This window comes from Methanococcoides sp. NM1, from assembly GCF_900774285.1.
GTDB classification, from domain to species: Archaea; Halobacteriota; Methanosarcinia; order Methanosarcinales; family Methanosarcinaceae; genus Methanococcoides; species Methanococcoides vulcani.
This window is the reverse complement of the sequence record NZ_CAAGTW010000015.1, coordinates 1-26,053: the sequence shown is the minus strand read 5'-3', so window position 1 is coordinate 26,053 and position 26,053 is coordinate 1. Positions and strand designations below refer to the sequence as shown.

The 26,053-nt window shown below is 41.9% G+C and carries 26 protein-coding genes and 1 pseudogene; 11 read left to right on the top strand and 16 right to left on the bottom strand.

Features of this window, described 5'->3' with window-relative positions:
- Positions 1-258 precede the first annotated feature (258 nt).
- A complete protein-coding gene (locus tag E7X56_RS11355; protein WP_135606859.1) occupies positions 259-702 on the top strand; it encodes an Lrp/AsnC family transcriptional regulator in 444 nt (147 codons plus the stop codon).
- A gap of 73 nt (positions 703-775) precedes the next feature.
- Here the strand turns inward: E7X56_RS11355 and ftsZ are convergent, their stop codons facing one another.
- From ftsZ to E7X56_RS11335, 4 genes are all read right to left on the bottom strand, one after another.
- The gene (ftsZ, locus tag E7X56_RS11350; protein ID WP_135606858.1) at positions 776-1,750 is read right to left on the bottom strand and encodes a cell division protein FtsZ; all 975 of its coding nucleotides are present in this window, start codon (positions 1,748-1,750) and stop codon (positions 776-778) included.
- A 319-nt stretch (positions 1,751-2,069) separates the two neighbouring features.
- Positions 2,070-2,408, bottom strand: coding sequence for a translation initiation factor eIF-1A (gene eif1A / locus E7X56_RS11345; protein WP_135606857.1), 339 nt, complete (start codon positions 2,406-2,408; stop codon positions 2,070-2,072).
- A gap of 513 nt (positions 2,409-2,921) precedes the next feature.
- On the bottom strand, positions 2,922-3,698 hold the full coding sequence (locus E7X56_RS11340) for an NYN domain-containing protein (RefSeq protein ID WP_135606856.1): 777 nt from the start codon (positions 3,696-3,698) through the stop codon (positions 2,922-2,924).
- 1,031 nt (positions 3,699-4,729) lie between these two features.
- Positions 4,730-5,083: a hypothetical protein gene (locus E7X56_RS11335; RefSeq protein WP_135606855.1), complete on the bottom strand. Its 354-nt coding sequence runs from the start codon at positions 5,081-5,083 to the stop codon at positions 4,730-4,732.
- 281 nt (positions 5,084-5,364) lie between these two features.
- On the opposite strand from E7X56_RS11335, the gene E7X56_RS11330 reads away from it, so the two are divergent.
- The 3 genes from E7X56_RS11330 (at position 5,365) to E7X56_RS11870 (ending at position 7,304) form a co-directional block, all read left to right on the top strand.
- On the top strand, positions 5,365-6,531 hold the full coding sequence (locus tag E7X56_RS11330; RefSeq protein WP_135606854.1) for an MFS transporter: 1,167 nt from the start codon (positions 5,365-5,367) through the stop codon (positions 6,529-6,531).
- A 22-nt stretch (positions 6,532-6,553) separates the two neighbouring features.
- Positions 6,554-7,057, top strand: coding sequence for a methylated-DNA--[protein]-cysteine S-methyltransferase (locus tag E7X56_RS11325; protein WP_135606853.1), 504 nt, complete (start codon positions 6,554-6,556; stop codon positions 7,055-7,057).
- 82 nt (positions 7,058-7,139) lie between these two features.
- Entirely contained in the window at positions 7,140-7,304 is a 165-nt protein-coding gene (locus E7X56_RS11870) for a hypothetical protein (protein WP_167879536.1), read from the top strand.
- 22 nt (positions 7,305-7,326) lie between these two features.
- Here the strand turns inward: E7X56_RS11870 and E7X56_RS11320 are convergent, their stop codons facing one another.
- Positions 7,327-8,847, bottom strand: coding sequence for a replication factor C large subunit (locus E7X56_RS11320; RefSeq protein WP_135606852.1), 1,521 nt, complete (start codon positions 8,845-8,847; stop codon positions 7,327-7,329).
- 120 nt (positions 8,848-8,967) lie between these two features.
- Here E7X56_RS11320 and mtxX point away from each other — a divergent pair, with 120 nt between their 5' ends.
- From mtxX to E7X56_RS11300, 4 genes are all read left to right on the top strand, one after another.
- The gene (gene mtxX, locus E7X56_RS11315) at positions 8,968-9,792 is read left to right on the top strand and encodes a methanogenesis marker protein Mmp4/MtxX (protein ID WP_135606851.1); all 825 of its coding nucleotides are present in this window, start codon (positions 8,968-8,970) and stop codon (positions 9,790-9,792) included.
- Positions 9,789-10,412 (top strand): tetrahydromethanopterin S-methyltransferase subunit A, encoded by a 624-nt coding sequence (locus tag E7X56_RS11310; protein WP_256360066.1) that lies wholly within the window; start codon positions 9,789-9,791, stop codon positions 10,410-10,412. The genes mtxX and E7X56_RS11310 overlap by 4 nt, the downstream gene beginning before the upstream one ends.
- A 52-nt stretch (positions 10,413-10,464) precedes the next feature.
- Positions 10,465-11,397: a tetrahydromethanopterin S-methyltransferase subunit H gene (gene mtrH, locus E7X56_RS11305; protein ID WP_135606850.1), complete on the top strand. Its 933-nt coding sequence runs from the start codon at positions 10,465-10,467 to the stop codon at positions 11,395-11,397.
- Positions 11,398-11,467: 70 nt separating this feature from the next.
- Complete coding sequence (locus E7X56_RS11300) at positions 11,468-12,760, top strand: hypothetical protein (protein ID WP_135606849.1); 1,293 nt, start codon at positions 11,468-11,470, stop codon at positions 12,758-12,760.
- Positions 12,761-12,887: 127 nt separating this feature from the next.
- On the opposite strand, the gene ilvD is transcribed toward E7X56_RS11300, so the two are convergent.
- The 7 genes from ilvD to E7X56_RS11265 form a co-directional block, all read right to left on the bottom strand.
- Positions 12,888-14,549, bottom strand: coding sequence for a dihydroxy-acid dehydratase (gene ilvD / locus E7X56_RS11295; RefSeq protein ID WP_135606848.1), 1,662 nt, complete (start codon positions 14,547-14,549; stop codon positions 12,888-12,890).
- Positions 14,550-14,897: 348 nt separating this feature from the next.
- Positions 14,898-15,371, bottom strand: a complete 474-nt coding sequence (locus E7X56_RS11290) for a type II toxin-antitoxin system VapC family toxin (protein WP_167879535.1) — start codon at positions 15,369-15,371, stop codon at positions 14,898-14,900.
- The gene (locus E7X56_RS11285) at positions 15,346-16,668 is read right to left on the bottom strand and encodes a DUF3696 domain-containing protein (RefSeq protein WP_135606846.1); all 1,323 of its coding nucleotides are present in this window, start codon (positions 16,666-16,668) and stop codon (positions 15,346-15,348) included. The genes E7X56_RS11290 and E7X56_RS11285 overlap by 26 nt, the downstream gene beginning before the upstream one ends.
- A 103-nt stretch (positions 16,669-16,771) precedes the next feature.
- Positions 16,772-17,092 carry a hypothetical protein gene (locus E7X56_RS11280; protein ID WP_135606845.1) on the bottom strand — a complete coding sequence of 107 codons (321 nt, stop codon included), beginning with the start codon at positions 17,090-17,092 and terminating at the stop codon, positions 16,772-16,774.
- A gap of 31 nt (positions 17,093-17,123) precedes the next feature.
- Positions 17,124-17,321, bottom strand: a complete 198-nt coding sequence (locus tag E7X56_RS11275; RefSeq protein ID WP_135606844.1) for a hypothetical protein — start codon at positions 17,319-17,321, stop codon at positions 17,124-17,126.
- A 67-nt stretch (positions 17,322-17,388) separates the two neighbouring features.
- Positions 17,389-17,736 (bottom strand): hypothetical protein, encoded by a 348-nt coding sequence (locus E7X56_RS11270; protein WP_135606843.1) that lies wholly within the window; start codon positions 17,734-17,736, stop codon positions 17,389-17,391.
- Between the two features lie 18 nt (positions 17,737-17,754).
- Complete coding sequence (locus E7X56_RS11265; RefSeq protein WP_135606842.1) at positions 17,755-19,056, bottom strand: DUF4041 domain-containing protein; 1,302 nt, start codon at positions 19,054-19,056, stop codon at positions 17,755-17,757.
- Positions 19,057-19,586: 530 nt separating this feature from the next.
- On the opposite strand from E7X56_RS11265, the gene E7X56_RS11260 reads away from it, so the two are divergent.
- Positions 19,587-21,281, top strand: a complete 1,695-nt coding sequence (locus E7X56_RS11260) for a radical SAM protein (RefSeq protein ID WP_135606841.1) — start codon at positions 19,587-19,589, stop codon at positions 21,279-21,281.
- Positions 21,282-21,291: 10 nt separating this feature from the next.
- On the opposite strand, the gene E7X56_RS11255 is transcribed toward E7X56_RS11260, so the two are convergent.
- From E7X56_RS11255 to E7X56_RS11240, 4 genes are read right to left on the bottom strand one after another with little or no spacing between them, the layout of a single operon-like run.
- Positions 21,292-22,326 carry a flippase-like domain-containing protein gene (locus E7X56_RS11255; protein ID WP_135606840.1) on the bottom strand — a complete coding sequence of 345 codons (1,035 nt, stop codon included), beginning with the start codon at positions 22,324-22,326 and terminating at the stop codon, positions 21,292-21,294.
- A 20-nt stretch (positions 22,327-22,346) separates the two neighbouring features.
- Entirely contained in the window at positions 22,347-23,507 is a 1,161-nt protein-coding gene (locus E7X56_RS11250) for an NDP-sugar synthase (RefSeq protein ID WP_135606839.1), read from the bottom strand.
- Positions 23,508-23,560: 53 nt separating this feature from the next.
- Positions 23,561-23,947, bottom strand: coding sequence for an OB-fold nucleic acid binding domain-containing protein (locus tag E7X56_RS11245; RefSeq protein WP_135606838.1), 387 nt, complete (start codon positions 23,945-23,947; stop codon positions 23,561-23,563).
- Positions 23,948-23,970: 23 nt separating this feature from the next.
- Positions 23,971-24,528, bottom strand: coding sequence for a peptidylprolyl isomerase (locus tag E7X56_RS11240; RefSeq protein ID WP_244603512.1), 558 nt, complete (start codon positions 24,526-24,528; stop codon positions 23,971-23,973).
- Between the two features lie 553 nt (positions 24,529-25,081).
- On the opposite strand from E7X56_RS11240, the gene E7X56_RS11235 reads away from it, so the two are divergent.
- Complete coding sequence (locus E7X56_RS11235) at positions 25,082-25,756, top strand: DUF2162 domain-containing protein (protein ID WP_135606837.1); 675 nt, start codon at positions 25,082-25,084, stop codon at positions 25,754-25,756.
- Positions 25,757-25,758: 2 nt separating this feature from the next.
- Positions 25,759-26,053: pseudogene (locus E7X56_RS11230) on the top strand (MotA/TolQ/ExbB proton channel family protein); the annotation flags it as partial.

Below are 26,053 nucleotides of genomic sequence, written 5' to 3'. Positions count from 1 at the left end.
CTCCATATTGTCCTATGAGCTTCACACCCTGACGTTACCATCAACGCATGTCATAGTAGGATTATCCCAAATGGAAAGGACAGCGTTTCCGCAATTCATGGTTTAACTTTCTTGTCGCACTCTTCCATTCAGTGTAAGGCATATCCTGAATCTTCTTCATCAATATCAGAATCATTCCTTTCAACTACATAAACATAGGGATTTTATCCATCCAAAAAAATCATAACCATTAGGCTATAAAGATGCATCAAGATAAACATGGTAAGCAAAAAAGACAAAATCATCCTCGAAATTCTTCAACAAGGAGCTAGAACCCCAATTTCTGAAATAGCAAAAAAAGTAGGTTTGAGTGAAAACGGTGTGAGATATAGACTTGAAAAATTGGAAAAGGATGGTTTCATCAAAAACTATGTCGTTACGCTCAACCCAAAAAAATTCGGTAAAAATACACTGGCTTTTTTAAATCTGGAAATGGAACCTAAAAAGATGAAGGGTAGCTTGAAAAACCTGGTTGAAATAAATGAATTCATAAAGATATATCAAACGACTGGAGAATATTCAATAAAAGTTGTAGGGCTTTTTGATGACGAAGAAGCTTTGACCGACTTCATCAACAATGAACTTTTACTAAAATTGCCTGTACAAAAGTATACCGTAGAGATTGTCACAAAGAGCATTAAAGACACTATATACAATATATGAGTTGAATAAATCAAGTTATACCAAACTTTTAGCTTAAAATAACGACATTAGTCCTCAATGTAAATCTCTTCTGTTAGATTCCTGTCATGATAGCCATGACACGAGTTTTGCCGTCGTAATCATCCCTTATACGTGCTCCCCAGATGACATTTGCACTAGAAGAAAGCTCATAGGTGAGGAGGGATACAATCTTTTCTATTTCCTTCAAACTCATCTCTGGTCCACATGTAACTTGTATAAGACCTGCTGTTGCATTACTGTAATCTACGTCTAGAAGTGGATGCTCTTGTACCTCCCGAACCAGATCATCACTCTTATCATAGCCACTAGACTCTCCAATGAAAACAACTGAAACGCCACTATTTTGCATGATCGACCTGAAATCTGCATAATCAATATTGATAAGTGAGGGCTGTATTATCGTATCAATTATTCCTTTTACAATTTCGGATATGATCTGGTCCATAACCGAAAATGCATCATCTATTGGCAGGTTTGGAACATATTCCAGCAATCTATTATTATCCAAAACAATAGCCGTATCTGCAACTTGAATGAACTTCTCCATTCCATTATTAGCCTTGAGAAAGCGTTCCCTTTCAACCGTGAAAGGGAGCGATAGTAATCCAATTGCAATTGCTCCTTTCTTTTTTACAATCTCTGCTATGACAGGTGCAACTCCAGTTCCGATTCCACCACCCAATCCTGCAGTTATGAATACAATATCGTTTTCTTCGAAAATAGATTCAAGTCTAGAAAGTTCCATTTCAGCTGCTCTTCTTCCAATTTCAGGATTGCCTCCTGCTCCCATTCCAAAAGTAAGTGTTTTACCAATCAGAATTTTTTCGTCGGCGCAGGTAATATCAAGGTGCTGTTTATCAGTATTTATTGCTATGGTTTTTACATCATCCATACCCATGCCATATAATCGGTTTAAGGTGGTGTTTCCAGCACCCCCACATCCGACTATCACCATCCTTGTTTTGTGAAAAAGAACATCGCCATTTAGAACTTCTCTTTCATCATTATTTCTAAGTTCCTCGGACATTATTGAATTCCAAATAATTCCTCTTTTACTAATTACTATGCAAATTAATCTATATGTTTAATGAAAAATAATCTGCAAACTTAATTTATATCAAACATTCAAGAGAAAAACCTATTATCCTTTTCAAGGAATGGAAGTTCATTTTCATGTTTTTGATTTTGTCTTCATGCTTAATGCATCGATTTTAAGGATTTGATCAAAACTTTACTTCAGCCAGATAAGTACAATTCTCTTAGATCTCAAAACCCCCAAATCCAAATAATCATTTTTTCAACAAAATTTAGAATTTGCCTTGATTTAATGGCTCTTTTCCATATTGTTACTTTAAATATCCTTTTCTTTCAAGCCAGTTTGCTTGGGTTATAGTATATCTCCATACAACATCGGCCTTTGAATCCTGAATCTCCCATGGTACTGCTATTACTATGTCCCCTTCATTGATCCAGTTTCTTTTTCTCTTTTTTATGGTACCTGGTATTCTTCCCATACGCACGGTTCCATCCATGCATCTGAGCTTTAAATGTCTTCCACCAAGTTTTGAATCAACGGTGGCCAATATTTCACGTTGTTCTTCACGAGGTATCCTCACCTTCTGAATGGGATTGGATACAGCTTTTGCATTCTTCTTATTTTTCTTATTCTTTTTATTTTTCTTAATAAAAGTCAGACATATACCCCATCATACTTATTCAGTTGCTTCATGCTGTTTGTTAACATAAATAATTACTTTGAAGAAATTGAGCAAATACAGCCATATCTTTGCAGAAAATGAAGTATATTGAAAATACCATATATAGTAATAAAGATCAGCGTTGTAGAAATCCTATTCTCTAAATTCAGGGCTCTGTAGAAAACATATCCAAATCAACATCTATGGGCTGAATAGGCATTATATTTCAACATCATGCAACACATCCTATGTAAACATGATTATGATACTGAAAAAATCCATGAATCATCTATTTAAGATGTTAATATAAAATCTTGAGAGGGTATGTCAAGATTTATTTTATTCTGGTTGAGGATTTCTACAAACCCAAATTTTAAGTACTTGTTAGACGAAACACAAGCATCACCTTGTGTTTTTGGTGCAAACAAACACAGAGAACTTATTATTATTAAAATTGTAGCAGCTTAGCTGAATTTAGAAAAAAGGATTTCTACAGAGTCCTTATTTTGTCTTCTTTTTATATTTGATATCTCTCACATAGATCTGGTAGTGAGCCCCTGAAGCACCCGATGAACGCCTGTCAATTTCAAATAATTTTGTTGCTTCGACCAGATCACTGAGCTTTTTATATCCATAGTTTCTTGAATCAAAATCGGAAGCCCTTTTTATCGCATTTTGACCAACGTTACCAAGAGGTGACCACCCGTCATCATCCGCAGAATCTTCAACTGCATTTCTTAGCAGGTTTACCAGTTTAGAATCTCCTTTCAATTCATTTGTACTATATTTTTTATACCCGCCTATTTCTGATACAGTTGTTTTTTCCTCTTCAGTTTTTCTGAGATTTTCTGTATATATGAATTTGTCACATGCAACTATGAAAGGCTTGGGTGTTTTCTTTTCACCAAACCCATACACATTCAGTCCAGATTCCCTTATTCTCTGGCACAATCTGGTAAAATCACTATCACTTGATACTATGCAGAACCCATCCAGTTTTTCAGTATATAGAAGATCCATTGCATCTATGATCAATGAGCTATCCGTTGCATTTTTCCCTGTAGTATAACTAAACTGCTGAATAGGCTGTATTGAATAATCGAGTAGTGTGTCTTTCCATGGGTTAAGTTGAGGAGTTGTCCAGTTTCCATAGATACGCTTTACACTGGCAATTCCGTATTTGGCAATTTCATCGAACAACCCTTCAACGATCGATGGTTGTGCATTATCAGCATCTATTAGTACTGCTAACTTATTTTGTGATTCATCTTCTTCCATTCATATACCCTCAATTAATCAACTTGGATATCCCATCTACACACATCTTTCAAAAATAAGCATTCAATGATCTTTTATGCTGATGGTAAGCAATGATTAAAATTGTGCTATTTCTCGACACCCATAATATTTGATACATTCATAATATTTGAATAATTTGATGATCCCATGAAGTTACATTTTCATCAACTTGGGAATTTAAGATAACGGCATCACCAATCTAAATATTTTATTTGTTTTTACCTAATATTGTCAATGATTTCTTTGTAGCATCCTGTACTTTTTTGTGCTTATCATTCAGACAGGCTTTAAGTAATTCAATGAATCTAGGATTGTCCAATTCTCCTAGTGCGAGACAAACAGATTATTTAGCATACGTGTCTTTTAGTTCAGAGAACTTTAATGAGCGAAACCACTACGTTAGAATTTTTGATTAAACCTAACATTTTCGTAGCTACTCATAAAAGTCTCTTTTTACCGAAATTATTAATATAGTCCAAAATTTGGGCCCTGTAGAAATCCTCAATATTTGGACAAGAATCGAATTTAAAAATATCAAGGGATGTTATCAAGAGTGCGATGGGCGTGCGGCACACGTACACAACCATTACACTGCTTCTGTCCAACAACCCTTAACAAAACCTTTTAATAATAACCATACAAAAGTGGATCTCTTCAACATCGTGTGGGTAACTAAATTTATTTACATCTACCTTTCAAGCGTCATGGAATTCAAAGAACTAATGCAAATCGCAATCGAATGAGCAAAAATACCACAACACAATTAAAGGATTGTACAGGGAGACGATCTATAATTGCGAATATTTGCTTGCAGGACGTTAAAATTACCCACTCGATGTTAATGAGAACCAAAAATATGATATATGCAGAACGATTTGAATTATTCAATTTAATAAGTGTGATCTTAGGAATGCAAATATGGAATGAATAATTAACAAAAACAAAAATAGGCTGGAACTTATAGATCATCAGAGTTCAGGAAAAAATAAAATGATAAGGTTCACGGCATATTACCAGCCGTGAAGTACACCTTCGGGTTCATTTTCATCCTTGTACATCGTGAACTCTTTGCTTGATTCATCTTCTGCAAGAACGAATTTATCTTCCTTTCCCATCTTTGCATAGACAAGAGGCATGGCACCTTTTGTTGTTTCCGGTGCATCCATGTTGAATTGATTGGGAATCTTGCTTTCAGGCAGGAATGCCGTGATCACGAACCAATCAATATCACCGATGAAATCGTCTTTGATAAAGCGACTGCTGCTCGGTGGTATGGTGCTGTTTTCCTGGTGTATGTATTTACCGTCTGCTCTGTATGCTGCGAAACGCATGTTGTATTTGGTCTTGTTCTTTACAATAGCCAATTTATGACCCCCTTAATTTATAGGTCGGTTATCAAAATGATTTATATTCATAGTATATAATCATTATTACTTGTTTTAACTAAGATTTACTTTATTTAGCTAGTTTGGGTCAATTTTCTTTAGTATAACTGCATACACAACTACAAAGTTGCTATTGCAACTAAAATCCGAATATCCTTTTTTTCTGATCTTTCTGATGAGGAAAAGAAGCCTGTTCCTGTTTACCTTGGAAGACTGCTGCAGAACGCTTTTAACGAAATTTGACCTTAATGGTGAATTGCATGAATTTCAAACCCTATCATCTGCTGTTTCTTGCAACAACCGTCTTCTTTGCAATGGCAGGTGGTGCTATACTTGCACCAGTACTGCCACAGATGGTGGAACCATTAAGCAGCACTCCTAATGAAGTAGCACAGCTCATGGCGGTCTACACCATCTCCACAGCTATCTTCTCTCTTATCATCGGGCACTTTGTTGATCGTGTGAACAGGAAGGCAGTGCTTGTACCCTGTCTTGTCATCAATGGATTGATGGGGCTTTTCAGTTTCTTTGCAACCGACCTGCATACCCTGCTTATATTGAGGTTTGTTCAGGGTATAGGGATCGCCGGGATGATGTCACTGGTGATGCTGATGATAGGGGATGTTTATAAAGGGCTTGACCGGGTTCATTCAATGGGCAGGGTCAGTATGGCAATAGCCATTGGTTCGGTTACAGCACCCCTTATTGGTGGTGGATTGGCCACCATCGGGTGGAACTATCCTTTCCTCTTCTATGTCATGTCACTACCATTTGCCTTGCTGGTTTTCCTGTTGCTTCCTGAAACAAAGGAATGTGATGGATCCTATGGTGGCGGATTGGGAACTGCAGTTCGTGAACTTCGGGATTTCAGGATACTTTACACTGTATTCCTGAGCTTTGCTATCTTCTTCCTGTTGTTCTCGATCGTTGTCTTCCTTCCATTCATGCTCAAGGATGTTTTCGGATTTGCTGCAAAAGAGGCAGGTATGGTGCTTTCTATTCAGGGAATTGCCATCATCATGGTGGCATCTAACATAAAGAAGCTTGCAGAAAAACTTCCATTGATAGTCCTCATAGGTATGGGTTTTTCACTTGTGGGGATATCTATTTCCCTTATTCCATGGGCCGGTTCCCTTTCTGTACTTTTCCTGCTATTGCTGGTGTTTGGCGGTGGGTTCGGGCTTTGCCAGACAGCTATTGACTCCCAGATCATCCAGATATCACCACCACAGTCCCGCGGAGGTGTCCTGTCCATTCACAATACCATGAAATATGTGGGTCAGAGTGCTTCACCTGTGGTCCTGGGCGGTATATTGCTTTACTTCGACCTGCATATCGTGTTCCTACTCTCAGGTATCTTTGGAATACTGGTGGCAGTCGTGACCCTGGCATTCAGGAAAAGGTTTGTTGTGGAAAGTAATATCTAATTCAAAACTGATGATCTATTGAATGTATTATGATTTCATAAGAACGAAACTTGGAACTGTACTGGTAGCTGGCGATTCTGAAGGGTTGAAGGTGCTGAATATCCGGGATGGTAAAAGGAAATATACCATTCCCTCTGATTGGAAGCAGAACCGGACTTTCTTTAAGGTAGTCAAAGAACAGCTACACCGGTATCTTGCAGGGGAGTTGAAGGAATTCGATGTAGAACTTTCGCCAGAAGGTTCCGATTTCCAAAAGGTGGTTTGGGATGCTTTAACAAAGATCCCTTATGGCAAGACTGTATCCTATGGGGATGTGGCTGAAATGATCGGCAAGCCAAAAGCTGCAAGGGCAGTTGGGCTTGCAAATTCTTCAAATCCGATCCAGATCATCATCCCATGCCACCGTGTGGTAAGCTCTAACGGAAAACTGGCAGGTTATGCCGGTGGACTTGATGTTATGGTGGAACTTCTTGAGCTTGAAGGTATAAAGACCAAAAGCAATGGGAAGGGGAAGTTCAGTATCTGACTTATGGGACATGTATCAGTGGGAAGCAACAGCAGTAAATGATTCATTTATGCTATAATTATTCGTTTGATTAAAATGCACAGTGATAAGTCGTGTCATTCTGTTAAAGGCTGGAAATATTCTCCTCGATGGTCGCAAAGGGGATATTCTTACGGCAAAGAACCTTTCAGCACTTTTTGATATGGATGTTGAAGTTGTCTGCGAAAAAGAATATTACAGGACATGGATTGATCCATTGTTCCTTTGATCATATTTCACCAGACGATGTCTCAGAAGTCGAATAAGGTCTTTTGAGGTTTTGCTTTTGCTGCCGGTTTAGGTTCTGGTTTTGGATCATCCTTTGGGGCCGAGTTTACTGTCTTTGAAGTTTCTTCAGCTTTTGAATTTCCGTTGGATGCAGCACTTTCCATTATCTGGTTCAGGTCCATCTGCTTTTTATCCTGTACCTTCTTCACTGCTTTCTTCTCAAAGAAGACCGGAGCATCGTCGTTGCCATAGGTGCTGCGTTGTGCCCGTGCAAGATCATAGATCTTCTGTATTCCTTTTGTGACCTTCTTGCCACCGGTAAGGTACACCATCTCATCGACGTTCAGGTCAAGGTTCACAGCAACATCTACTGCATAGGCATCGTCCTTCAGCATCCTGCCGTACAGGTGCGCCAGGTCTGTGCGGGAATAACGCATGGACTCGTTGCAATGGTCGCCGATCCTGGATGCAATATTATCCCTCATGTCACGTTTTGCCCTTAATTGACCCATTTTACGCCAGAATGAAGGTGGCTGGTACTTTGTGAATCCACGACTGACATGTGACTTAGATACCACTGTCCCGCAGGTCATGAGGACGCTTGCATATCTCCAGAGGCGATAGCTCTGTCGTTTTCGCACACGACCAAGATACCTGTCTGCCTTTGAAAGATGGGTGTATCCTGTGATAAGGTCCTCTTCAGTACCTTCCTGAGTGCCATATTGTAATGGCAGATTCTCATCGATCCAGTGTATAAGGTTCTCAGGTGTTTCATCCAGGCCATATGTGGCTTGCAATGCACTTTTTGGGTCCGTGCTCTTGAAGATCTTCCCGAGGACCTTGAAGATCGATTCCTTCGTATCCCTCTCGGATGTGGCGATATCTTCAATGTAGATCTCGTCCCTTCCCAATGCAACTGCCTGAAGGTCCTTGACAGCACTTCGCATGTCTCCGCCGGCATTGTCGGCCAATTTTTCAAGGACGCCAACACCGCACATGATCTTCTCTTCGACGCATATTTTCTTGAGCGCCGGTATCATTGACCTGCCCTGCACTGAATTGAACTTCAGCTCAATGCATTGGGATCGTATCGAAGGTGTAAGTCCGTAGAGGTCGTTGGCAATGAGTACGATGGGTTGGTCAGTTGTTTTGATAATGCTGCCCGCAGCACGGGCTCCTCCCCTATCTGCATTTCCGTGCATATTGTCAGCTTCATCCAGAATGATAAGTCTCTTTGTGGAAGTACCGGTAAGTGAGCTCATCTTTGATGCAGAACCTGCGATCCTTTCAATAGCACCGGCTGTTCGCTGGTCGCTTGCATTCAGCTCGATGGTCTCCCAGTCGAAATCCTTTGCAAGTGCGTGCGCTGCGGATGTTTTTCCAACTCCTGCAGGTCCGTGGAGGATAACTGCACGCTTTTCCGGCACTCCGGAGAGCCATGACTCTGCCCACTCGCGCATATCAACGATTGACTTCTTGTTCCCCACAAGATCTGATAGGGATTTGGGCCTGTATTTTTCAACCCATTCGATAGATTCTTCCATCTGTGATCATACCTTCAATAAAAGGGAAAATTAATTAATGTTTGCATCTCTTTGTTGATTCTGATTAATATCATTTCTGGCAGGTGATCCGGCATGTAGAACAATAGCACGACAAGTCTTATGGATGTTGTCCGGAAAAGGGCTCTTTCAAACACTGCAAAGGTGGCTATTGGTGTACGTGATCCGACACCTAAGATGATCTCAAGTATCGAGAATGCACACAATGAAGGGTATGCACACGTTATCCTTGTAGGGGATAAGCAGGATATCGACTCCGTTGGAACTTCCCTGGAGATCATCAACACCCATGAGCCGGAGATCGTTCTCGGTGACCTACTGGCATCTGGTTCAGTTGATGCAGCGGTCAGAGGCACTGCAAAAGCCTCAGTTACCCTTTCCCATCTCAAGCAGGTCCTCAGGATAGAGCGGTTGCACCGCATGGCTTTTCTCCTGACATCTGAAGGTGTGCCATTCTTCCTCGCACCTGTGGGGATCGATGAGGGCAATGACCTCTCTGACAAAATAACACTTGTTAAGCTTGGTGTGGAGCATATTCGCAGGTTTGGAGTTGAACCGGTGGTAGGTGTGCTCTCGGGTGGCAGGATGGGTGATCTTGGGAGGCATGAGAAGATCGATCGCACACTTGCAGATGCTGACTTCCTTGCAAGCAGGCTTCGGGAAAATGGTATATGTGCAAAGCATTATACAATACTCATTGAGGACGCTATAAAAGAGGCGAACTTCCTATTTGCTCCTGATGGAATAACCGGTAACCTGATATTCAGGACACTTGTGTTCCTTGGAGGAGGGGATGGTATAGGTGCACCGGTATTAATGGACGACCATGTCTTTGTGGACACATCACGTGTGGGTGGCCACTACACAAAGGCTATCATGCTTGCAAGTGCCCTTGTGGATATGAAAAACGAGAGAAACAGATCTTGATTAAATGTGATTTATGGGGTGTTGACATAGAAAACGTTGCATGTGGCTGGCCTGTTGTGAAAGGAGATTGCATTGCCGGAAATAGCGATTCCTGTATTGCAGTTATAACTCTTGCAAGCTCATTTGAACCTTATGAGGAAGCTGCCATGTGGGGTAGCTGCAAGACCGAGAACCTTGGTGCAGAGAAGATCATCATAAACACGGTCTCAAATTCAAATATCAGGTATCTCCTTATATGTGGCAATGAATCCAGAGGTCATCTTGCAGGTAGAACACTTATTGCACTTCACAAGAACGGCATAGATGAGGATGGGCGGATCATCGGGTCGGATGGCGCGATCCCCTTTATCGAGAATATCAGCAGGGATGTCATTGAGCGTTTCCAGAAGCAGGTAAGTCTCATTGAGCACATAGGCCTGGTCGACATTGATGAGATCCGCCGTATCGTTGATGAGTATAAAGAAAAAGAAGGTCCGTATCATGAAGCAGCTTTCGTTGTCGAGAGCGCCAAAAAGAAAAGCAGGCCAGTTATGGATATCACTTCCGGTGATATCATGGTATCAGGCAATGTAATGCTGGATTCAACTTCCGGTATTGTCTGTGAGGTAGAGTCTAATTAAGTATCGTTTTATTGTTATTTTCTCATTGTTATATTTCGTAGAGGTTGTGTTCATGTTCAGGTTCCAGAAAGAGCAGGAGATCGTCAATATTGCAGGTGTCAAGGTCGGAGGCCAGCCCGGTGAGCTGGCAACAGTGCTTGCAGGTACTATATTCTATGAAGGTCACAGCATCGTGGAAGATGCAGATGCCGGCATATTTGACAGGAAAGAGGCAGAGGCCCTTGTGAACATGCAGGATTCCATGTCCGATGAGACTGGAAATCCATCGATCGTCCATATCTTTGCCAACACTTTTGAGAGTATGCAGAAGTACATCGATTTTGTTACCTCCGTAAGCGATTCTCCATTTATCATCGATTCCCCACAGCCTGCTGTGAGGATGGCTTGCGCAGAATATGTGACCGACATCGGACTTGCCGACAAGACGATCTACAATTCTATTAATATGAGCATCACCGACGATGAATTCGCTTCCCTGGCAAATTCCGATATTGACAGCTCCATTATTCTAGGTTTCAATGCAATGGACTCCTCCCTTGATGGCAGGATGGCATTGCTGGAGAACGGCGGTAAACTGATGGACAGGGGTCTGCTGGATATTGCTGAGGAATGTGGTATCAAGAACATCCTGATCGATCCGAGCATTACTCCCATGGGTGATGGTGCAGGCATTGCTCTTCGTATGACCATGACAGCAAAGGCGAAATGGGGATATCCCGTAGGTTCCGGGATCCACAATGCTCCTTCTTCCTGGAGCTGGCTCAAGGCTAAAAAGAAGGAAGATCCACTGGTCTATAAGATATGCGATATCGGTACGGTTTCCATGCAGCAGCTTGCAGGTGGCGATTTTGTGCTCTATGGCCCTATCGAGAATGCACGTTACACCTTCCCGCTGGCCGCCATGGCTGACATCATGATCGCAGAGGCATCTTCAGATCTTGATATCGAGCCATCATCCTCACACCCCCTTAACCTGCTGGTGTGATCTCCTTTTTGGAAATGCTTATGTATCCCCTGCACGCATATTCTTTTTAGCTTTCCAGGGTTGATGCAGCATGAAAGAACTTAAGATCAGTATATCTGATGAGTTGTATGAGGAACTATCTACTGTTTCTGATAAGGATTCCTTTTTGATAGAACTTCTTGAGAACAAGCTGAAAATATCTGGTGAGGATAATGCCGGCTCTGTTGAAGATGCCGAAGAGCCTTGTTTTGAAGAACCGCAGGGCATTGCTGGAATAACAGATGATGTTCCTGATGGTGGCAATGATACTGACGATCGGGCTGCAGAAGTTACTGGTGCTGAGGATGTCGGTGAAGAAATTCCTGAGGAAGCATACTTTGAACTTGAAGATGTCTTTGAAGAGGAAGACATAATCGCTGATGATGGGGAAAATGAGCTTACTTTATGTTGCAATTGCAATCTTGTAGGTCCGGATGATCTTGAAGATTGCAAAGGACCTGTCCTCGATGTCGACTTTGCAGATCCGAGTGAGGAGAGCTCAAAGTCAGTTTCAGAGTTAATTCCTTCTACTGAAAAGGAAAACAATCCTTCTATTGAAAAGATGGCATGTTTCGAGAGCATCATCGTTGATCTTACAGATCGTATCTGTGAGCTTGAGGGGCAGATCAGTGATATGAGTGCCAATGTTCAGTTCCTTAAAGAGAGGTCCATCTTATCCGATATTGGGGGCAATAAAGCCGAGTCTGATCCAGTCTTTCCGGCAAGATCCGGTGGCATTGTGGCAGAAAGACCTGAAGAAGCAGTTCCATATGCTACTCTTTCCTTTCCTGAGTTGAAGGTCCCGCCGGAATTGCTATCTGGTGTTGAAGTTCCGGTAGCAGAAATTGAACACGATGATGTTATGAAAACTCCAATGGAGAGTCGTTCTCCGAATGTTCCGGAAGCTGCCGTTGAAGAAGCTTCTTTTTCGGAACCATTTAAGCCTGTGCTATTCGATGTTGAGACCTCATCACAAACCTCCTCACAGACTCCAAAGGCAATTCCGGCGCAGGAAATCTCATCATTACAGGATCGTGAGATTGCTACTGATAATATGGAGAATAAAGATGTTGAGGAACATTCTTCCCAGGCAGCTAAGCCCGATGCACCTGTTCCGGCTGTAAATGCTCCGGTTGCGGACAAGCTTGAAAGCTGTATATTTGCTTATCTTTCATCTGGTTCTGAGGTTAAGAAAGATGTGATCAAAAGCCTTCTTTCCAAGAGATATCTGGATAACGAAGTGGAGTCTAAGATAGATCATCTTCTTTCAGCAGGGAAGATCTCCAATATTGTAAAGGATGACAGGGTCTACCTTATGAGGCTTCCTGAAAAGGAATCTGCATGATCTTGTTTTGTAAATTGCATCAGGTTATAGTTCAAAGATCATAACTTATGATCGGATCATAAGCTTGTCATCTGGGATTAAAAAAATAAGAATATAAAAAAAGGAATAAGCTGCTTAAACAGCAGCTTTAGTCCCTTATAGCTCCCCTGCTTGCGGAGCTAACTGTTTTTCGATATCTTGAAAGGTAGCCGGTGACTTCCTTCTCGACCGGTTTGAAATCTGCCCTTCTCTTTTCCAGTTCCTCTTCTGAAACATTGAGCTCAAGCTTCCTTGCAGGCATGTCGATCTCAATGATGTCGCCTTCCTGTATCAGACCGATAGGTCCGCCTTCATAGGCTTCCGGTGAGATGTGCCCGATGCATGGTCCTCTTGTACCACCTGAGAATCTTCCGTCTGTGATAAGTGCTACTGAATCGATAAGTCCCATTCCTGCAATGGCTGATGTTGGTGAGAGCATCTCGCGCATACCAGGACCTCCTTTTGGTCCTTCGTACCTGATGACAACAACATCTCCTGACTTGATCTCGCCTTTCATGATGGTTGCCATTGCATCTTCTTCACTATCGAATACCCTTGCAGGACCGGTGTGCCTGAGCATCTTCTCATCTACAGCTGCCTGCTTGACAACTGCTCCGTCAGGTGCAAGGTTCCCTTTCAGGACCGCAATTCCGCCCTCTTCATGGAGTGGGTTGTCAAGTGTTGTCAAGATACGGGCGTTCAGTTTCGGGTTGACTATCACGAATTCCTCGATATTTTCGCCAATGCTCTTTCCGGTGATGGTCTTCTCATCAAGATTGAGCTTTGTTCTAAGCCTCTTCATGATCGCATGAACTCCGCCAGCTCTCTCAAAGTCGAGCATGAAATTCTCTCCGCCGGGTCTGAGTCCGATCAGGTGTGGGGTTGTCTTGCTAAGCTCATCGAACTTCTCAAGTGTAAGATCAATTCCGAACTCATGGGCAATGGCAGGCAGGTGAAGGGTAGTGTTTGTGCTTCCTCCGACTGCAAGGTCTACCCTGATGGCATTCTCAAAGGACTTCTCAGTGACGATCTGGCGTGCAGAAACTCCTTCTTTTACAAGCTCTACGATCCTTTCACCGGAATCTTTTGCAATACGCATCTTCTTTGCATCAACTGCATGTGCAGTTGCACAACCTGGCAGGCTGAGTCCCAGTGCTTCTGTCATGCATGCCATGGTATTGGCTGTGAACATTCCGGCACATGAACCTGCACCACAGCAGCAGAGATCTTCAAGCTGTTTCAGTTTTTCAGATGAGACCTTGCCGCTCTGGCATGATCCTACACCTTCAAAGACGGAAACGAGGTCAGTATAATTGTCATCGACATATCCTGGCAGCATTGGACCGCCTGTGACAACGATTGCCGGGATGTCAACTCTTCCTGCAGCCATGATGTGTGCAGGTGTGATCTTGTCACATGATGTTACCATGACCATGCCGTCCATCTGCTGACCCTGTATCATGATCTCAATGGTGTCCTCGATGGCTTCCCTGCTTGGAAGGGAATATTTCATTCCTTCATGTCCCATCGCGATACCATCGCAGATTCCTATGGTATGGAATTCGAAAGGAACACCGCCTGCATTGCGAATGCCGGCCTTTACCGCTTCTGCAACCTTGTCAAGGTGGATATGTCCCGGAATGAACTCTGTCCAGGAATTCACAACAGCTATGAACGGCTTCTTCATTTCAGAATCGGTCACCCCTATCGCTTTCAAAAGCGAACGGTTTGGCGCACGTGCATCTCCTTTCTTTGTATTGTCACTTCTCATATGGTAACCTCAGTAAAACTCCATGACGTACTATCCTACACGATTAAAGTATAAGTATACTATGATAACCTGATCTTCAAAAGGTTCATTTATAAGGTATCCTTCCATTCCTGACAATCGGGAATACTGAAGTTCACACAATTGAGAGCGAAGAGTACAGGAAACTGCGTGAAGAGAACGAGCAGATGAAGCAAGAGTTTGAGCAGTTTAAATCATCGATGAGACAGGAATTCGCACAGATCGTTGACGCGAAAGTAGATGCTCGATTAAAAAGAGGAATGTCAGGAATTGAGGACTGACGAATAGTGAATCATGCAAGTGCAAGAGTATGTGATGCGGGTGACAAATTCATTGTTTTAAAAATTGATTTGCTTCATCCCAGTCGTACAATTTAATCCCACAAGTTTCTATACAAGTTTTTGCCATCTGGAAGTGATGTTCTCTTGCAATTAATATTTTGCTATTTGTTTTAAGTGCCACCCGAACATACTTGGCATCATCTGGTTTGAAGTCGGATCTACGCATTCTCTCAATGCATTTTGGAGATTTGCCATCATCCTTTATCCTTTTCTTACATCTCTTGTCTACAAGTACATACCACGCTTTAAGAAAATCACTTTTATTCTTGCTTTTACTCATAGAGCATGCGATCAATGGCTTATATTCATTTAATATTTCTTTGTTTACCTGTACACGATGTGATTTTGAAATTGTCAGTAGCTCCTTCGCACTTTCGTAGTGTTCTTCCCCTCTACAAAAATCCCCTAAAACGTTTGCATCAATCACCAAATCGTGCTCAATCATCGTCATCATCTCTTTCAAAGACAACATCATTTCTTTCTAGTACTTCGTTGAACCTTTCTTCAAAGAATCCTTCGGGGAAATCCATCATTTCACCGTCTTCATTGACTTTGATGTTGTGGATTTTAGTCCCTTGCTTTGTCGGTTCAAAGTAATGAATTGCTACATCGTCCGGAGATATATCCCCCATTGCTATCCGTGTACATACCCTTGATATAATAAGGTCGCTATGGGTTTCAACTATTAATGACTTATTAGTATGGTTAGCAGCATCTACTAGCAAGTTTCCCATAGCTGCTTGGCCCTTTGGGTGCAAATGGATTTCCGGTTCTTCAATTAAGACTGTAGAACTATTCGGGCTAAAACATTCAACGATGATAGGTAAAACTTGTGATGTTCCAAATCCGACATCAGCAATGGTAACCCAGGTGCCGGCATGATAATCCTTTAACAACATTTCATACCGTTTTGATCCTTCCTTCAACTCCTCTAATTTAAAGTCGGAAGCAATTTCGAATATGTGTAGCCAATTTTTAACAATGTTTTTAATTTCATCAGAATTCAATAGTATATCTATTGTAAATTTACCTTTGTCACCAATTTCAGTAGGCGCCGCCCCGCTTTTCGTATATACCCTTTCTGGTTTTATACGCAATGGTCCAACGTGTGCTACCTCTTGAAATAAATCATTCAATTTGAAACTAGCTATCGTTGAGTAAAGCGCTGCTTGGACAATACGCATTTCATTCCGTGACATATTTTCTGAAAATGCGAAATTGCTTGACATAAAATCATATTCTGGGACTGAGAAATTTGATACTTTTTTTAATTTCCCAACTACGTTTTTACCAATTGGAATGGGTTGAATTAGTTTTAATGAATATTTGTCTGTGTTCAACCATTTTATTTGTAGATGTATATTTCTTTCATCAGGTTCATCGCCACTATTGAAAACTACTGTGCCTATATATTCGAAATATTTTACAATAATGTTTCCAGAATTGAAGCCAGATGTCGGGTACTTGTACCTTATCAAATATTTCCCACTTGAATCATCTTCAAATCCGATTTCAAATTCTAACTTTTCTTTATGATTCCAAATGATGTCTTTAAATGATCCGAGGTCAATATAATCCTGAAGAATCAACGGACTTTTGTCGTCAGAACTTTTAAACGTCTGACGCAATGCTAACAGTGATTGCAATGCGCTCGACTTTCCAGAACTATTTGGACCTACAAAAAAAGTTATGGGTTTTATCACTATTTCATTAGTATCTTTAAGGGCTTTGAAGTTTTTAATACTCAGGCTTTTTAGCATATACCCACCTTCCAAAACGAGAATATACTCACCATTAAACTATTTTTATTTAAGTATATCCTCATAAGCAATGGCCGTTATTTCAATATTCATGATTCAATTGTTAAGGAATCAATCCCTCTGTAGAATTTGCAAGTTTAGTCCCAGCATCAATGAATACCTTTGCAACTGGGTTAGATTCTACAGTAGATATGTAACTACTTGCACCTACCATTAACACCAGCCCAAGCAATGCCATGGTTGCGCATATCAATGCAAGCTGATTGTATTGTAAATATGCAAAAAATATAGCAGCTGCTGTGTCTACAAAAAGAAGCACAAAACCAATGTTATGGATAGCGGGAGCAATTATATATCCCACCGTAAGAACCATGATTACAGTAACAACGATCATTGATGCGATATCAAATAAACTTAGTCCCATTCAAATTCCCTCTTACCGATCAACATTAGCATCATTTCGTCCCTTTCTCAAGGTCTTCTATATCTTTGAGCGTCTGGAATATCCGTATTCCACTTTGTAAGTAAGACCTTATGAACTCGGGATCCCCAAAGATTTCTTTTGCTGCTTCTGGATTATCATCGATTGCTTTGACATGTCTCGACAGGCCTTCGATGGTCCGATCAATTTCACTCTTATTCGAAATCCCCAACAAATCACGTACCCAATCTAACATTTCATTCACCCCAAATAAAAACATAATGATGCGGATTCAAACTTCAAGCTTCCACAAAATACAGATGCTGATGATCTGGGCAATACATGTCGAGTTCGATCTTCATCCGCTGAATCAAGTCGCAGCAGTATTTTGAAGCTACACCGAAGTACTTCTTCAGGAGCTTGCAGAATTCGTCAGTAGTCATGCCATTGTAGACATACCCTTCGAGTTCCAGGAGGATATCCCTGGCAAGTTGTTCTTCGGAGAGGCTATCCGCCATTTCTACATCGGTGACGGTTTGCTTGTGTATTCTCTCAGATCCTCGCTGATAAACATCTTCTCTCACGCGCACCCGGAGATTTTGATAGAACGTTTTACTGCAGTGGGGACATGTCGTTTTCTCGTACATTATCATTCTCCATTACCTTCATAGAGCATTCGGGAATTCTTCCTCCACGATATCTGCCTCTTTTAGTTCTTCGTACAATGCTTCACGCATAACAAGGGATTCACGATATTCCTTTGCTTCCACTACCTTGGTAAATTCAATTTGTCCATGTAGTTCATGGACGGCTTTCTCGATATCGTTAAGTGAGACGCTGAAGAACTCTTTGCGGTTGTTGACAGCATTTACTTGCCTTTCCCTGAACATGCTGTGTAAATTGTTTTCCAGAGATGGTGCGTCATCTGAATAAATCATAGCATGAACATCAAACCTGAATGGTACTGAAGCATCACCCAATTCCCTAACTCTGTCCATAGGTTCGAGTCGTCTGGTCATACCAATCTTGTAGACATCTTCGCCAAACGACCCAATATTTGAAATCACATAGACGTGTCCAGATCTTGTCTGTTGTGCACGTGAAATTGCACGTTCCTTCTTTTCGTGTGCTTCTTTCAGGAGTCTTTCAAGGTCAGCTACTTTGTCATTAAGTGCACCCATTTCTTCCCCTTTTGCCATCTCCATTTCCAATCTGGCATCTTCGAGGGCTTTCTGGTATCGAACTTCTTCCTGTTCGGATTCACGTTCAGCCTTTTCAATTTCTCGACGAGCTTTTTCTTCTTCACGCATCTGTTCTTTTATCTGACGCTGCTCTTCTTTTTCTTCGTATTTCTTTTCCTGGTACTCATGTGCAAGGTAGAGCTCTTCCAGTTTAAGAGTCAGATAGTCTTTTGATATCTCGATTTGGTTTGGTTTTCCCATTCTGTTAATAGCTTCGAATGCCCGATTGATGCGGGTTTCCATCTTGTCAACATTGTTCCACTTCACTTTCAGGGTATCCGCGTCACATTCGTTGTTAAAGGATCTCAGCATCAATTGGATGTTCTTTTTTGTCATCTGCTTGCCTTTTGCCTTACTACCTTCAACTTCCCATTGAATCTTGCATGTAGCAGCTGTTCCGTCCTTTATCATCTGCTTCTGCTCATCTCGAGTACTCACAATAGTTTCCTTGTATTCTTCAGATGTATCAAAATCGAAATGGGGTTTGTACATACCATGTGCTACAATATTAGCGTCCTCTTCAAGCTCGTTGAGTTCTTTTTTAAATTTGTCATACACCGGTTTCTTTTCCGAATAGTCGCTTTGCATTTCATTTAACTGCTTTTGGACTCGTGCTATTTCAGCATCGATATCAGTGATACCTTTCGTGCGTGATGCAATTTTAGAATATTTGATATATAGAACGATCAAAGCTCCGATTAAAACCAATGTTGTTAATGATACCATGAGTTACTCCCACCTATATAATAAGTGGAAGAATTTTTAATGTATATAAAATTTGTGAAATGGGTTCAATCATTCCAGGATAATTTCCCGAGATGATACAATGATCATTTCATTCATATAGTCTACAATCGTTATTTCTTGCAATGAAACCAATCGACACGATGTCAGAAATGTTTCAGCAAACACAAACGATAGATACTCCGGATTAAAAGAAACTCCGCTTTGTATGTGTGGATTCCAATAAATGTCACCATTAGTATCTTGGCACTCGAGTAGTATATAATGACTGTACCCATTGGAATCTTTGTCGTTACTAACAATTCTTTAAAATCTATTTTATTCAAAACAGTTCTTAACATGTCTATCTTCGAATCGTCATCAAATATGGTTGATGTTTGTGATCTTGAAACCAACTTTCAAATAGTGTAAAATAATTCTAAATACTAATTGAATGGACTTAAACAATAAATCTACTATTAACCTGATATTCAAAAGGTTCATTTATAAGGTATCCTTTCAATCTTATCCCTATGAGAACAGTGATCATAGACGGCTATGTGGATGAGCCTGCGTGTTTCGGGGTTCCGCCATATATCTCTCCATACATACGTTACATAGCCGGTGCTCTCCGTGAAAGGGGCATAGCAGAGGAAGACATTCACTATTTTACCATCGATAGTCTGAGGACAGCAACTCCGGAAGATGTGCTTGCGCTTAAAAAAGCCGACCTTGTGGTCATACTGTCAGGTATCACGGTACCGGGTAAATACCTTCGATCATCTCCCATAACTCCCGGTGAGATCGAGAACATCTGCAGTCTTTCATCAGGTCTGAAAATCATAGGTGGTCCCATACGTCTCGGTTTCAGCAAAGGGGGTGGTACAGGTGCCAAAGAACTGGGTATTGAAGCAGAAGATGTTGTCATTGCAAAGAAGGACATCGAAGCTTTTGTTTATGATATCTTCGAGAACGGTTCCCTGCTCGATCCTGGGGATATCGGTCACAGGCTGAGGACAGTAGAAGAGATCGGGATATGGTCTCGTCTTGGTGCTTTTATCATCGAAAGACATCCGGATTATCCCTATGTCATGTGCGAGCTTGAGACCTACCGTGGGTGTGGGCGTAAGATCCACTGTTCCTTCTGCACTGAAAGGTTCTACGGCCCTTCGGACTACCGCCCTGTATCCGATGTGATCGATGAAGTCTCTTCCCTCTATGCTGCCGGTGCCAGATATTTCCGTATCGGCAGGCAACCGGACTTGTTCAGTTTCCATGCAAGGGATGTAGGTGCAGACATCCTGCAACCGGATCCATCGGTCCTGGAATCGCTCTATAGCGGCATACGTAAGGTGGCACCTGAACTTAAGGTCCTTCATATGGACAACGCAAATCCGGCAACTATTGCTGCGTATCCTGAACAGAGCCTTGAGATAATGAAGACCATTATTCACCATCATACATCCGGTGACATTGCAGCCCTTGGAATGGAAAGTGCTGATCCCAATGTAGTGCGTGCAAATGACCTTAAGGCAATGCCGGAAGATGTGCTGGATGTTATCAAAATGATAAATGAAGTTGGTGCTTCAAGGGGTAGCAGTGGTCTTGCAGAGCTATTGCCGGGGTTAAACTTTGTCCATGGTCTGCCCGGTGAGACTAAGAAGACATTTGAGATGAACTATGATTTCCTCAAAAATGTACTGGATTCAGGCCTTCTTGTAAGAAGGATCAATATCCGTCAGGTCATGGCATTTCCGGATACCCGGGTCTATGGCAACGATGAGCTTGTGGGGAAACACAAGAAGTTATTCCTGAAATACAAGGAAAAGATACGAAAAGAGATAGACCTGCCAATGCTTCGGAAGGTTGTTCCAAAAGGCACTGTACTTCGGGATGTGATGTGTGAAGTACACGATGAGAGTTCAAAGAATGAGCTGACATTTGGCAGACAATTTGGTTCCTATCCTTTACTTGTCGGGATACCGCTTACTCTTCCTCTTGGTAAGTTCACTGACGTGGTTATTGTGGGGCATGGTCAGCGTTCTGTAAAGGCCATTCCTTATCCACTTGAAATAAACTCTGCACCTCTGTCTGTTATCAGGGAACTTCCCGGTATCAGTGATCTTGAAGCTTCAAACATCTACAGGGGTGTGCCTTATGCAAATGCAAATGAGGTACTGGGGAAAGTGCAGGACGTGGAGAAATTATTGAAATATGTAGTGGTGTGATCCTGGTGCTTTACTTGTTAATTGAATCGCTCATGATATCTGCATCTTTCAGTACCTTCAGGCTCACTAAACTCCCTGCGACTATATTCGTATAATATGTGAGTGCTCTCCAGGTCAGCACAGTTATACCTATTAAAGCAGGGGATGCAAGCAGTACCGAGAACAATGAACTCGCACCTAGCTCTGCCACCCCGCTTGCACCAGGGGTTGCAGGTATTATCATTACTATCGTCAGCAGGATCTGTGCTGTGAAGGCAAGCACAATTTGTGGTGGCTGGTTCAGTCCTACTAATATGACCGGCAGGATCGAATAGAGGGCACAGCGATAGATGATGGTACATATCATCCCGTAGAAAAGTCCTCTTCTTCCCTTTTTCAGAAGGTATCGAAGTCCATAGTGGAAATCATCCAGTTCAGTGTCCACTTTCTTTAACAGGTGTGAGATCGCTTCATCGGTTTTCTTTCCATGAAAACGGGTAGTCCTGTTCACCAGAAAATGAATGGTGCTTTTTGTCCTATCAGGTTTCCATATGGCATATATCAGTATTCCAAGGGCTGAGAGCAGTACTGCTTCTCCTGTGATAAGTAGCATGTCAAAATTCTCACCCGGGATCACACCTCTGAAGATATAGAGTGCCACAGGTGCTGTCAGGAGTATTAAAAGGGCATCTGTGAGCCGCTCACCAATAACCACTGCCGTTGCCTGTCCGATAGGTATCTCGTTCTTTGAAAGGAGGTGGACCCTTAAGGCCTCACCTCCAGCCGAAGATGGTGTGACTGCAGCTACGAGAAGACTGGATATGGCGATCTCAATGGTCTTTAATGAACTGATATCATGGTCCATGGATTGGCACATGAACTTTGTGCGAAGTCCCCAGATAATATATGAAAACACCTGAAGTGCGATGGCAGCGAGGATCGCTTCTTTTTTAATGTTAAGGATCGCATCGATGGTGGTCGTGTCCACTGTGAATAACAGTAGAATTACAATTGATGTAAAGCTTAACAGCAATGAGATTACGAGCCACTTAAAGAATCGATTCATACTTTCAGGTGTTCTGTTATTTAGTCTAATTCAGGGTTGATTATGGTCTCCTTTATCCTTGAGCCGGGTTTGATATTGATCTCTGGCCATATCTTTACATAGGAGTGAATGGTGGCATCATCATTGATGTTCACACGGGGACCGATGACCGTTCCGTTTTCCATGCTGCAGTTCCTTCCTATTACTGTATTGTTGTCGATTATTGAACCGGATGCATTGGAGTTGTTCCCGATGGTAATGTTGTTGAAGATATATGATGATAATATTCTGCAGTTGTCTTTGATGACACAATTGGAACCAATGGCTGTGTATGGTCCTATCAGGACGTTGTCTCCAATAGTTGTGTTTTCCCCGATGACAATTGGTCCCACAAGTGCAGAGTTCGAACCTACGACCACATTGTTCCCTATCTTAAGAGGTCCGACGATACGTGCATTCTTGGTATTGAAGTTACCTTCGATGGAGGTTCCGGGAAGAGAATCAAGCATCCATCTCTGTGCCTGTCTGTATGCGTTTGCACTTCCTACATCCGTCCAGTGGCCACGCATCAGCATGCCATTGATCTTCCTGTCCTTTTTCATCAATGCCGGGAACAGGTCCTTCGCAAAATCATATTGCTTTCCTTCAGGTATCCAGTCGAAGATCTCCGGACTGCACATGTATATGCCTGTGCTGGCGAGATTGCTGAAAATTTCTCCAGGACCTGGCTTTTCAAAAAAGCGGTGTATCCTGTTGTTAACGTCCATGTCAGCGATACCGAACTCTCGCGGATCATCAATGGACATCAGTCCGATGGTCACTATGGCATCGTTGTTCTCATGGAATCGGTACATATTGCGAAGGTTAAGGTCCATGACATGGTCTCCACCTACAATAATGAATGGCTCATCCTTAAGGTACTCCTCGGCATTCTTCACGCTGCCTGCAGTGCCGAGTTTTTTCTCTTCATAGACGTAGTCGATATGTACTCCGAACATACGTCCATCACCAAGGCTTTCTTCTATCTTTTCTGCCATATATCCAATTGTGATGACGATCTCAGTGAACCCTTCTTTTGCAAGGTGTTCTATAAGATGCACAACGGATGGCTTGTTCAGAATAGGTATGCTTGGCTTTGGTCTTTCAAAGGTCAAAGGACGAAGTCGTGTGCCTTCCCCTCCACACATGATGCACGCTTTCATACTTCAGAAGATGACCTTTTCACTTATATTGTTACCGTTATGAGTTTTTGTGATTAGCTTCTGAAGAATTTAACATCTTTTGCTTTCTGGACAATGATCTCCAGCTCACCTTCATATTCGTCTAGTATGCCGGTAATACGCACCTGGTCATTGGTGGAGATCCTTTCATTGATCTCTTCAGCTCCACGGTTGTTTGGTATAAAGACAGTTATGGGTTGTGTGCTGTGGTCAACTTCCAGAATAAGGTGGTCTCCGGTATATGTGATCCGCTTGCTGAGCACCGTTCCTTCTATAAAGACCTTTTCTCCCAGTCCGGATGAATCTGTTAGTGGCCGGATATCCCCTGTCAACTCACCGGGAAGGTAGGTAAAATAAGCTACTGCCAGTGACAGGATGGCCATCACCAGCAGGACTACTACGATCTTTTCTTCTTTTTCCATCCTTGATCCTTTATTGGTTTGGTTTATTCCTGTCCGATAGATACCAGTGTGATCTTGAAGACAAGTGTCTTTCCGGCAAGGTGATGGTTGTAGTCAATGAAGGCATGTGTGTCGTTCATTTTAGCTACCGTTACCTGTCCGTGCTGGGTGTGTAGTGGCATTCCTACCTCAGGCTCGATCCCCATCTCTTTGAGATGATTGATCTCTATTGGCTGGACAAGTTCCTCGTCGTACTCTCCATATGCTTCTGCTGCCGGGATCGTGACTGTACGTTCCTCAGCGATCTCCATTCCAAGCACGCCATCGTCGAAGCCTTTGATCATCTGGCCTGCACCCACAGTGAATCCAAGCGGGCTATATTCCCTTGCAGGGTTGTGTTGTCCGGCTTCCTTTGCAACCTCTTCCAGTGATGTGTCAAAAATTGTTCCATCTTCAAGCTGGCCAATGTAATTAACAGTGATATAATCTCCTTCGTTTACCATAGTATCTTCCTGATCCCCGGAATTGCTTGCACAACCACTAATAAGGACCATGCTTGCAAGTATAATTAGTAATATTGCTTTCTTCATTGGAATCAACATTTCTAACCTTATAATGTGTGATAAGTATTTTGATATTTTATATCTGAGTTTCGATATTGTTTGGCATGGTGTTCCTCGGTAAGACTTAGATGAAGGTTTGTAATAATAAGTATGATTTGATAAGTTATGTAGACTCTTTGTTGTATATCCACTAAATTCTATTTCATTGTAACTTCAGTTGCATCGTTTTTAGGCTCATGTAATGGCAGATGCATAGTTATTATTGCTTCTATCGTTCGTTGCAACTTTATTTTTCTGATTTGGTCTGGTGTGCAATGTCTTAGAAATGTTTCTCATTTCATGTCTTATTTGACTAATATATGCCTTCTTCATGAAATACATTAATATCAAAAAGTAACACATATATGATTCAAAAACACAGTTTTATATACTATATCAGTTTTATTTGTGGCACTCAACTAAACTTGTCTGATTCAATGCAAGATCATATTTGATTTAATATGATGTAAAAATTATCAATTTGGGTGGTAGAAATGTTGTTAATAACATACATTCTAAAAGAGAAGTTAATTTTTATAAGAGGTGCTTGTGAATGAACATGGTACTTCTCACTGTTGTGGGGATACTGTTGGCTATTTTTCTATTTGGTATTAAGACCGGGATAGGCTGTGGTTTTTCTAATCGCAGCACAAAAGAGATCCTTGCGATTGCAGGCAGCTATTTTATTTTATCACTAATAATCGGCAGTCTCATAGGATATGTGGACCAATCCAATCTCGACCTTATTGCGAGCATGGGTATGTCTCTTCACGTCCTGGTTGCATTGCTCCTGATCGGGGCAGGCATCTATACCCAGAAACAGTGGAACTGTGGCTGTGATGTTTCTCATCGCACATTCCTTGTGATCTCCCTGCCCTGCCCTGTCTGCCTGACAGCACTCTTCATATCCTGTATGCTTCTGGCAACATATATTGAGATAAGTGGGATCCTGATCGGACTGCTTGTGGGTAGTGTGTTTTTCATCTCTGTGGTTGCGTCTTCCCTTCTGTGCAAGATGCTGAACAAGACCCCGGAGACCCTCGGTAACATCATGATGATCCTTGGTATCTACTATCTCATGGGCGCCATCATTGTACCTGCTTACATTAAGACAAAACAGATGAACATTCCTGCGTATTCCGCACCGCCTGTGGAGATCCTTCCATTCGTGGCCTTTGCAGCAATCATTGCCGGGGGATTTGTTCTTGATAAAATTAGGAGTAACTAAATATGGCTATTGATTCTTCTTTGTTCCAGATCATGTATACTGCTTCATCAGCCCTGCTGTATCCTGTGGTAATACTTTTGATCCTGGCAGTTACGGTATCGCTTGGTCTGATCGGTGAGTTCATCTCAGAATATGCAAAACGTCATCGAAATGTCAAGGAACTGGAACAGATAGGCAGAAACGTTCAGGAGAATGTCAACAATTCCTCCCACGATAATGCCGCATCACATCTTCTAAAACTTGACCAGAACCAGCTTGTTACATCTTTTGCACATGATGCAGCAGAGCATCTGAAAA

Bases quoted from the DNA above. Each gene is read 5' to 3' on its own strand.
- E7X56_RS11300 (WP_135606849.1), top strand. From the start codon at position 11,468: ATGAAAGAACTTAAGATCAGTATATCTGATGAGTTGTATGAGGAACTA.
- E7X56_RS11285 (WP_135606846.1), bottom strand. From the start codon at position 16,668: ATGCTAAAAAGCCTGAGTATTAAAAACTTCAAAGCCCTTAAAGATACT.
- E7X56_RS11320 (WP_135606852.1), bottom strand. From the start codon at position 8,847: ATGGAAGAATCTATCGAATGGGTTGAAAAATACAGGCCCAAATCCCTA.
- ftsZ (WP_135606858.1), bottom strand. From the start codon at position 1,750: ATGTCCGAGGAACTTAGAAATAATGATGAAAGAGAAGTTCTAAATGGC.
- E7X56_RS11340 (WP_135606856.1), bottom strand. From the start codon at position 3,698: ATGGAAGAAGATGAATCACAAAATAAGTTAGCAGTACTAATAGATGCT.
- mtxX (WP_135606851.1), top strand. From the start codon at position 8,968: ATGGATGTTGTCCGGAAAAGGGCTCTTTCAAACACTGCAAAGGTGGCT.
- ilvD (WP_135606848.1), bottom strand. From the start codon at position 14,549: ATGAGAAGTGACAATACAAAGAAAGGAGATGCACGTGCGCCAAACCGT.
- E7X56_RS11235 (WP_135606837.1), top strand. From the start codon at position 25,082: ATGAACATGGTACTTCTCACTGTTGTGGGGATACTGTTGGCTATTTTT.
- E7X56_RS11325 (WP_135606853.1), top strand. From the start codon at position 6,554: ATGTATTATGATTTCATAAGAACGAAACTTGGAACTGTACTGGTAGCT.
- E7X56_RS11240 (WP_244603512.1), bottom strand. From the start codon at position 24,528: ATGTTGATTCCAATGAAGAAAGCAATATTACTAATTATACTTGCAAGC.
- mtrH (WP_135606850.1), top strand. From the start codon at position 10,465: ATGTTCAGGTTCCAGAAAGAGCAGGAGATCGTCAATATTGCAGGTGTC.
- E7X56_RS11355 (WP_135606859.1), top strand. From the start codon at position 259: ATGGTAAGCAAAAAAGACAAAATCATCCTCGAAATTCTTCAACAAGGA.
- E7X56_RS11245 (WP_135606838.1), bottom strand. From the start codon at position 23,947: ATGGAAAAAGAAGAAAAGATCGTAGTAGTCCTGCTGGTGATGGCCATC.
- E7X56_RS11255 (WP_135606840.1), bottom strand. From the start codon at position 22,326: ATGAATCGATTCTTTAAGTGGCTCGTAATCTCATTGCTGTTAAGCTTT.
- E7X56_RS11250 (WP_135606839.1), bottom strand. From the start codon at position 23,507: ATGAAAGCGTGCATCATGTGTGGAGGGGAAGGCACACGACTTCGTCCT.
- E7X56_RS11330 (WP_135606854.1), top strand. From the start codon at position 5,365: ATGAATTTCAAACCCTATCATCTGCTGTTTCTTGCAACAACCGTCTTC.
- E7X56_RS11260 (WP_135606841.1), top strand. From the start codon at position 19,587: ATGAGAACAGTGATCATAGACGGCTATGTGGATGAGCCTGCGTGTTTC.
- E7X56_RS11280 (WP_135606845.1), bottom strand. From the start codon at position 17,092: ATGGGACTAAGTTTATTTGATATCGCATCAATGATCGTTGTTACTGTA.
- E7X56_RS11265 (WP_135606842.1), bottom strand. From the start codon at position 19,056: ATGGTATCATTAACAACATTGGTTTTAATCGGAGCTTTGATCGTTCTA.
- E7X56_RS11270 (WP_135606843.1), bottom strand. From the start codon at position 17,736: ATGTACGAGAAAACGACATGTCCCCACTGCAGTAAAACGTTCTATCAA.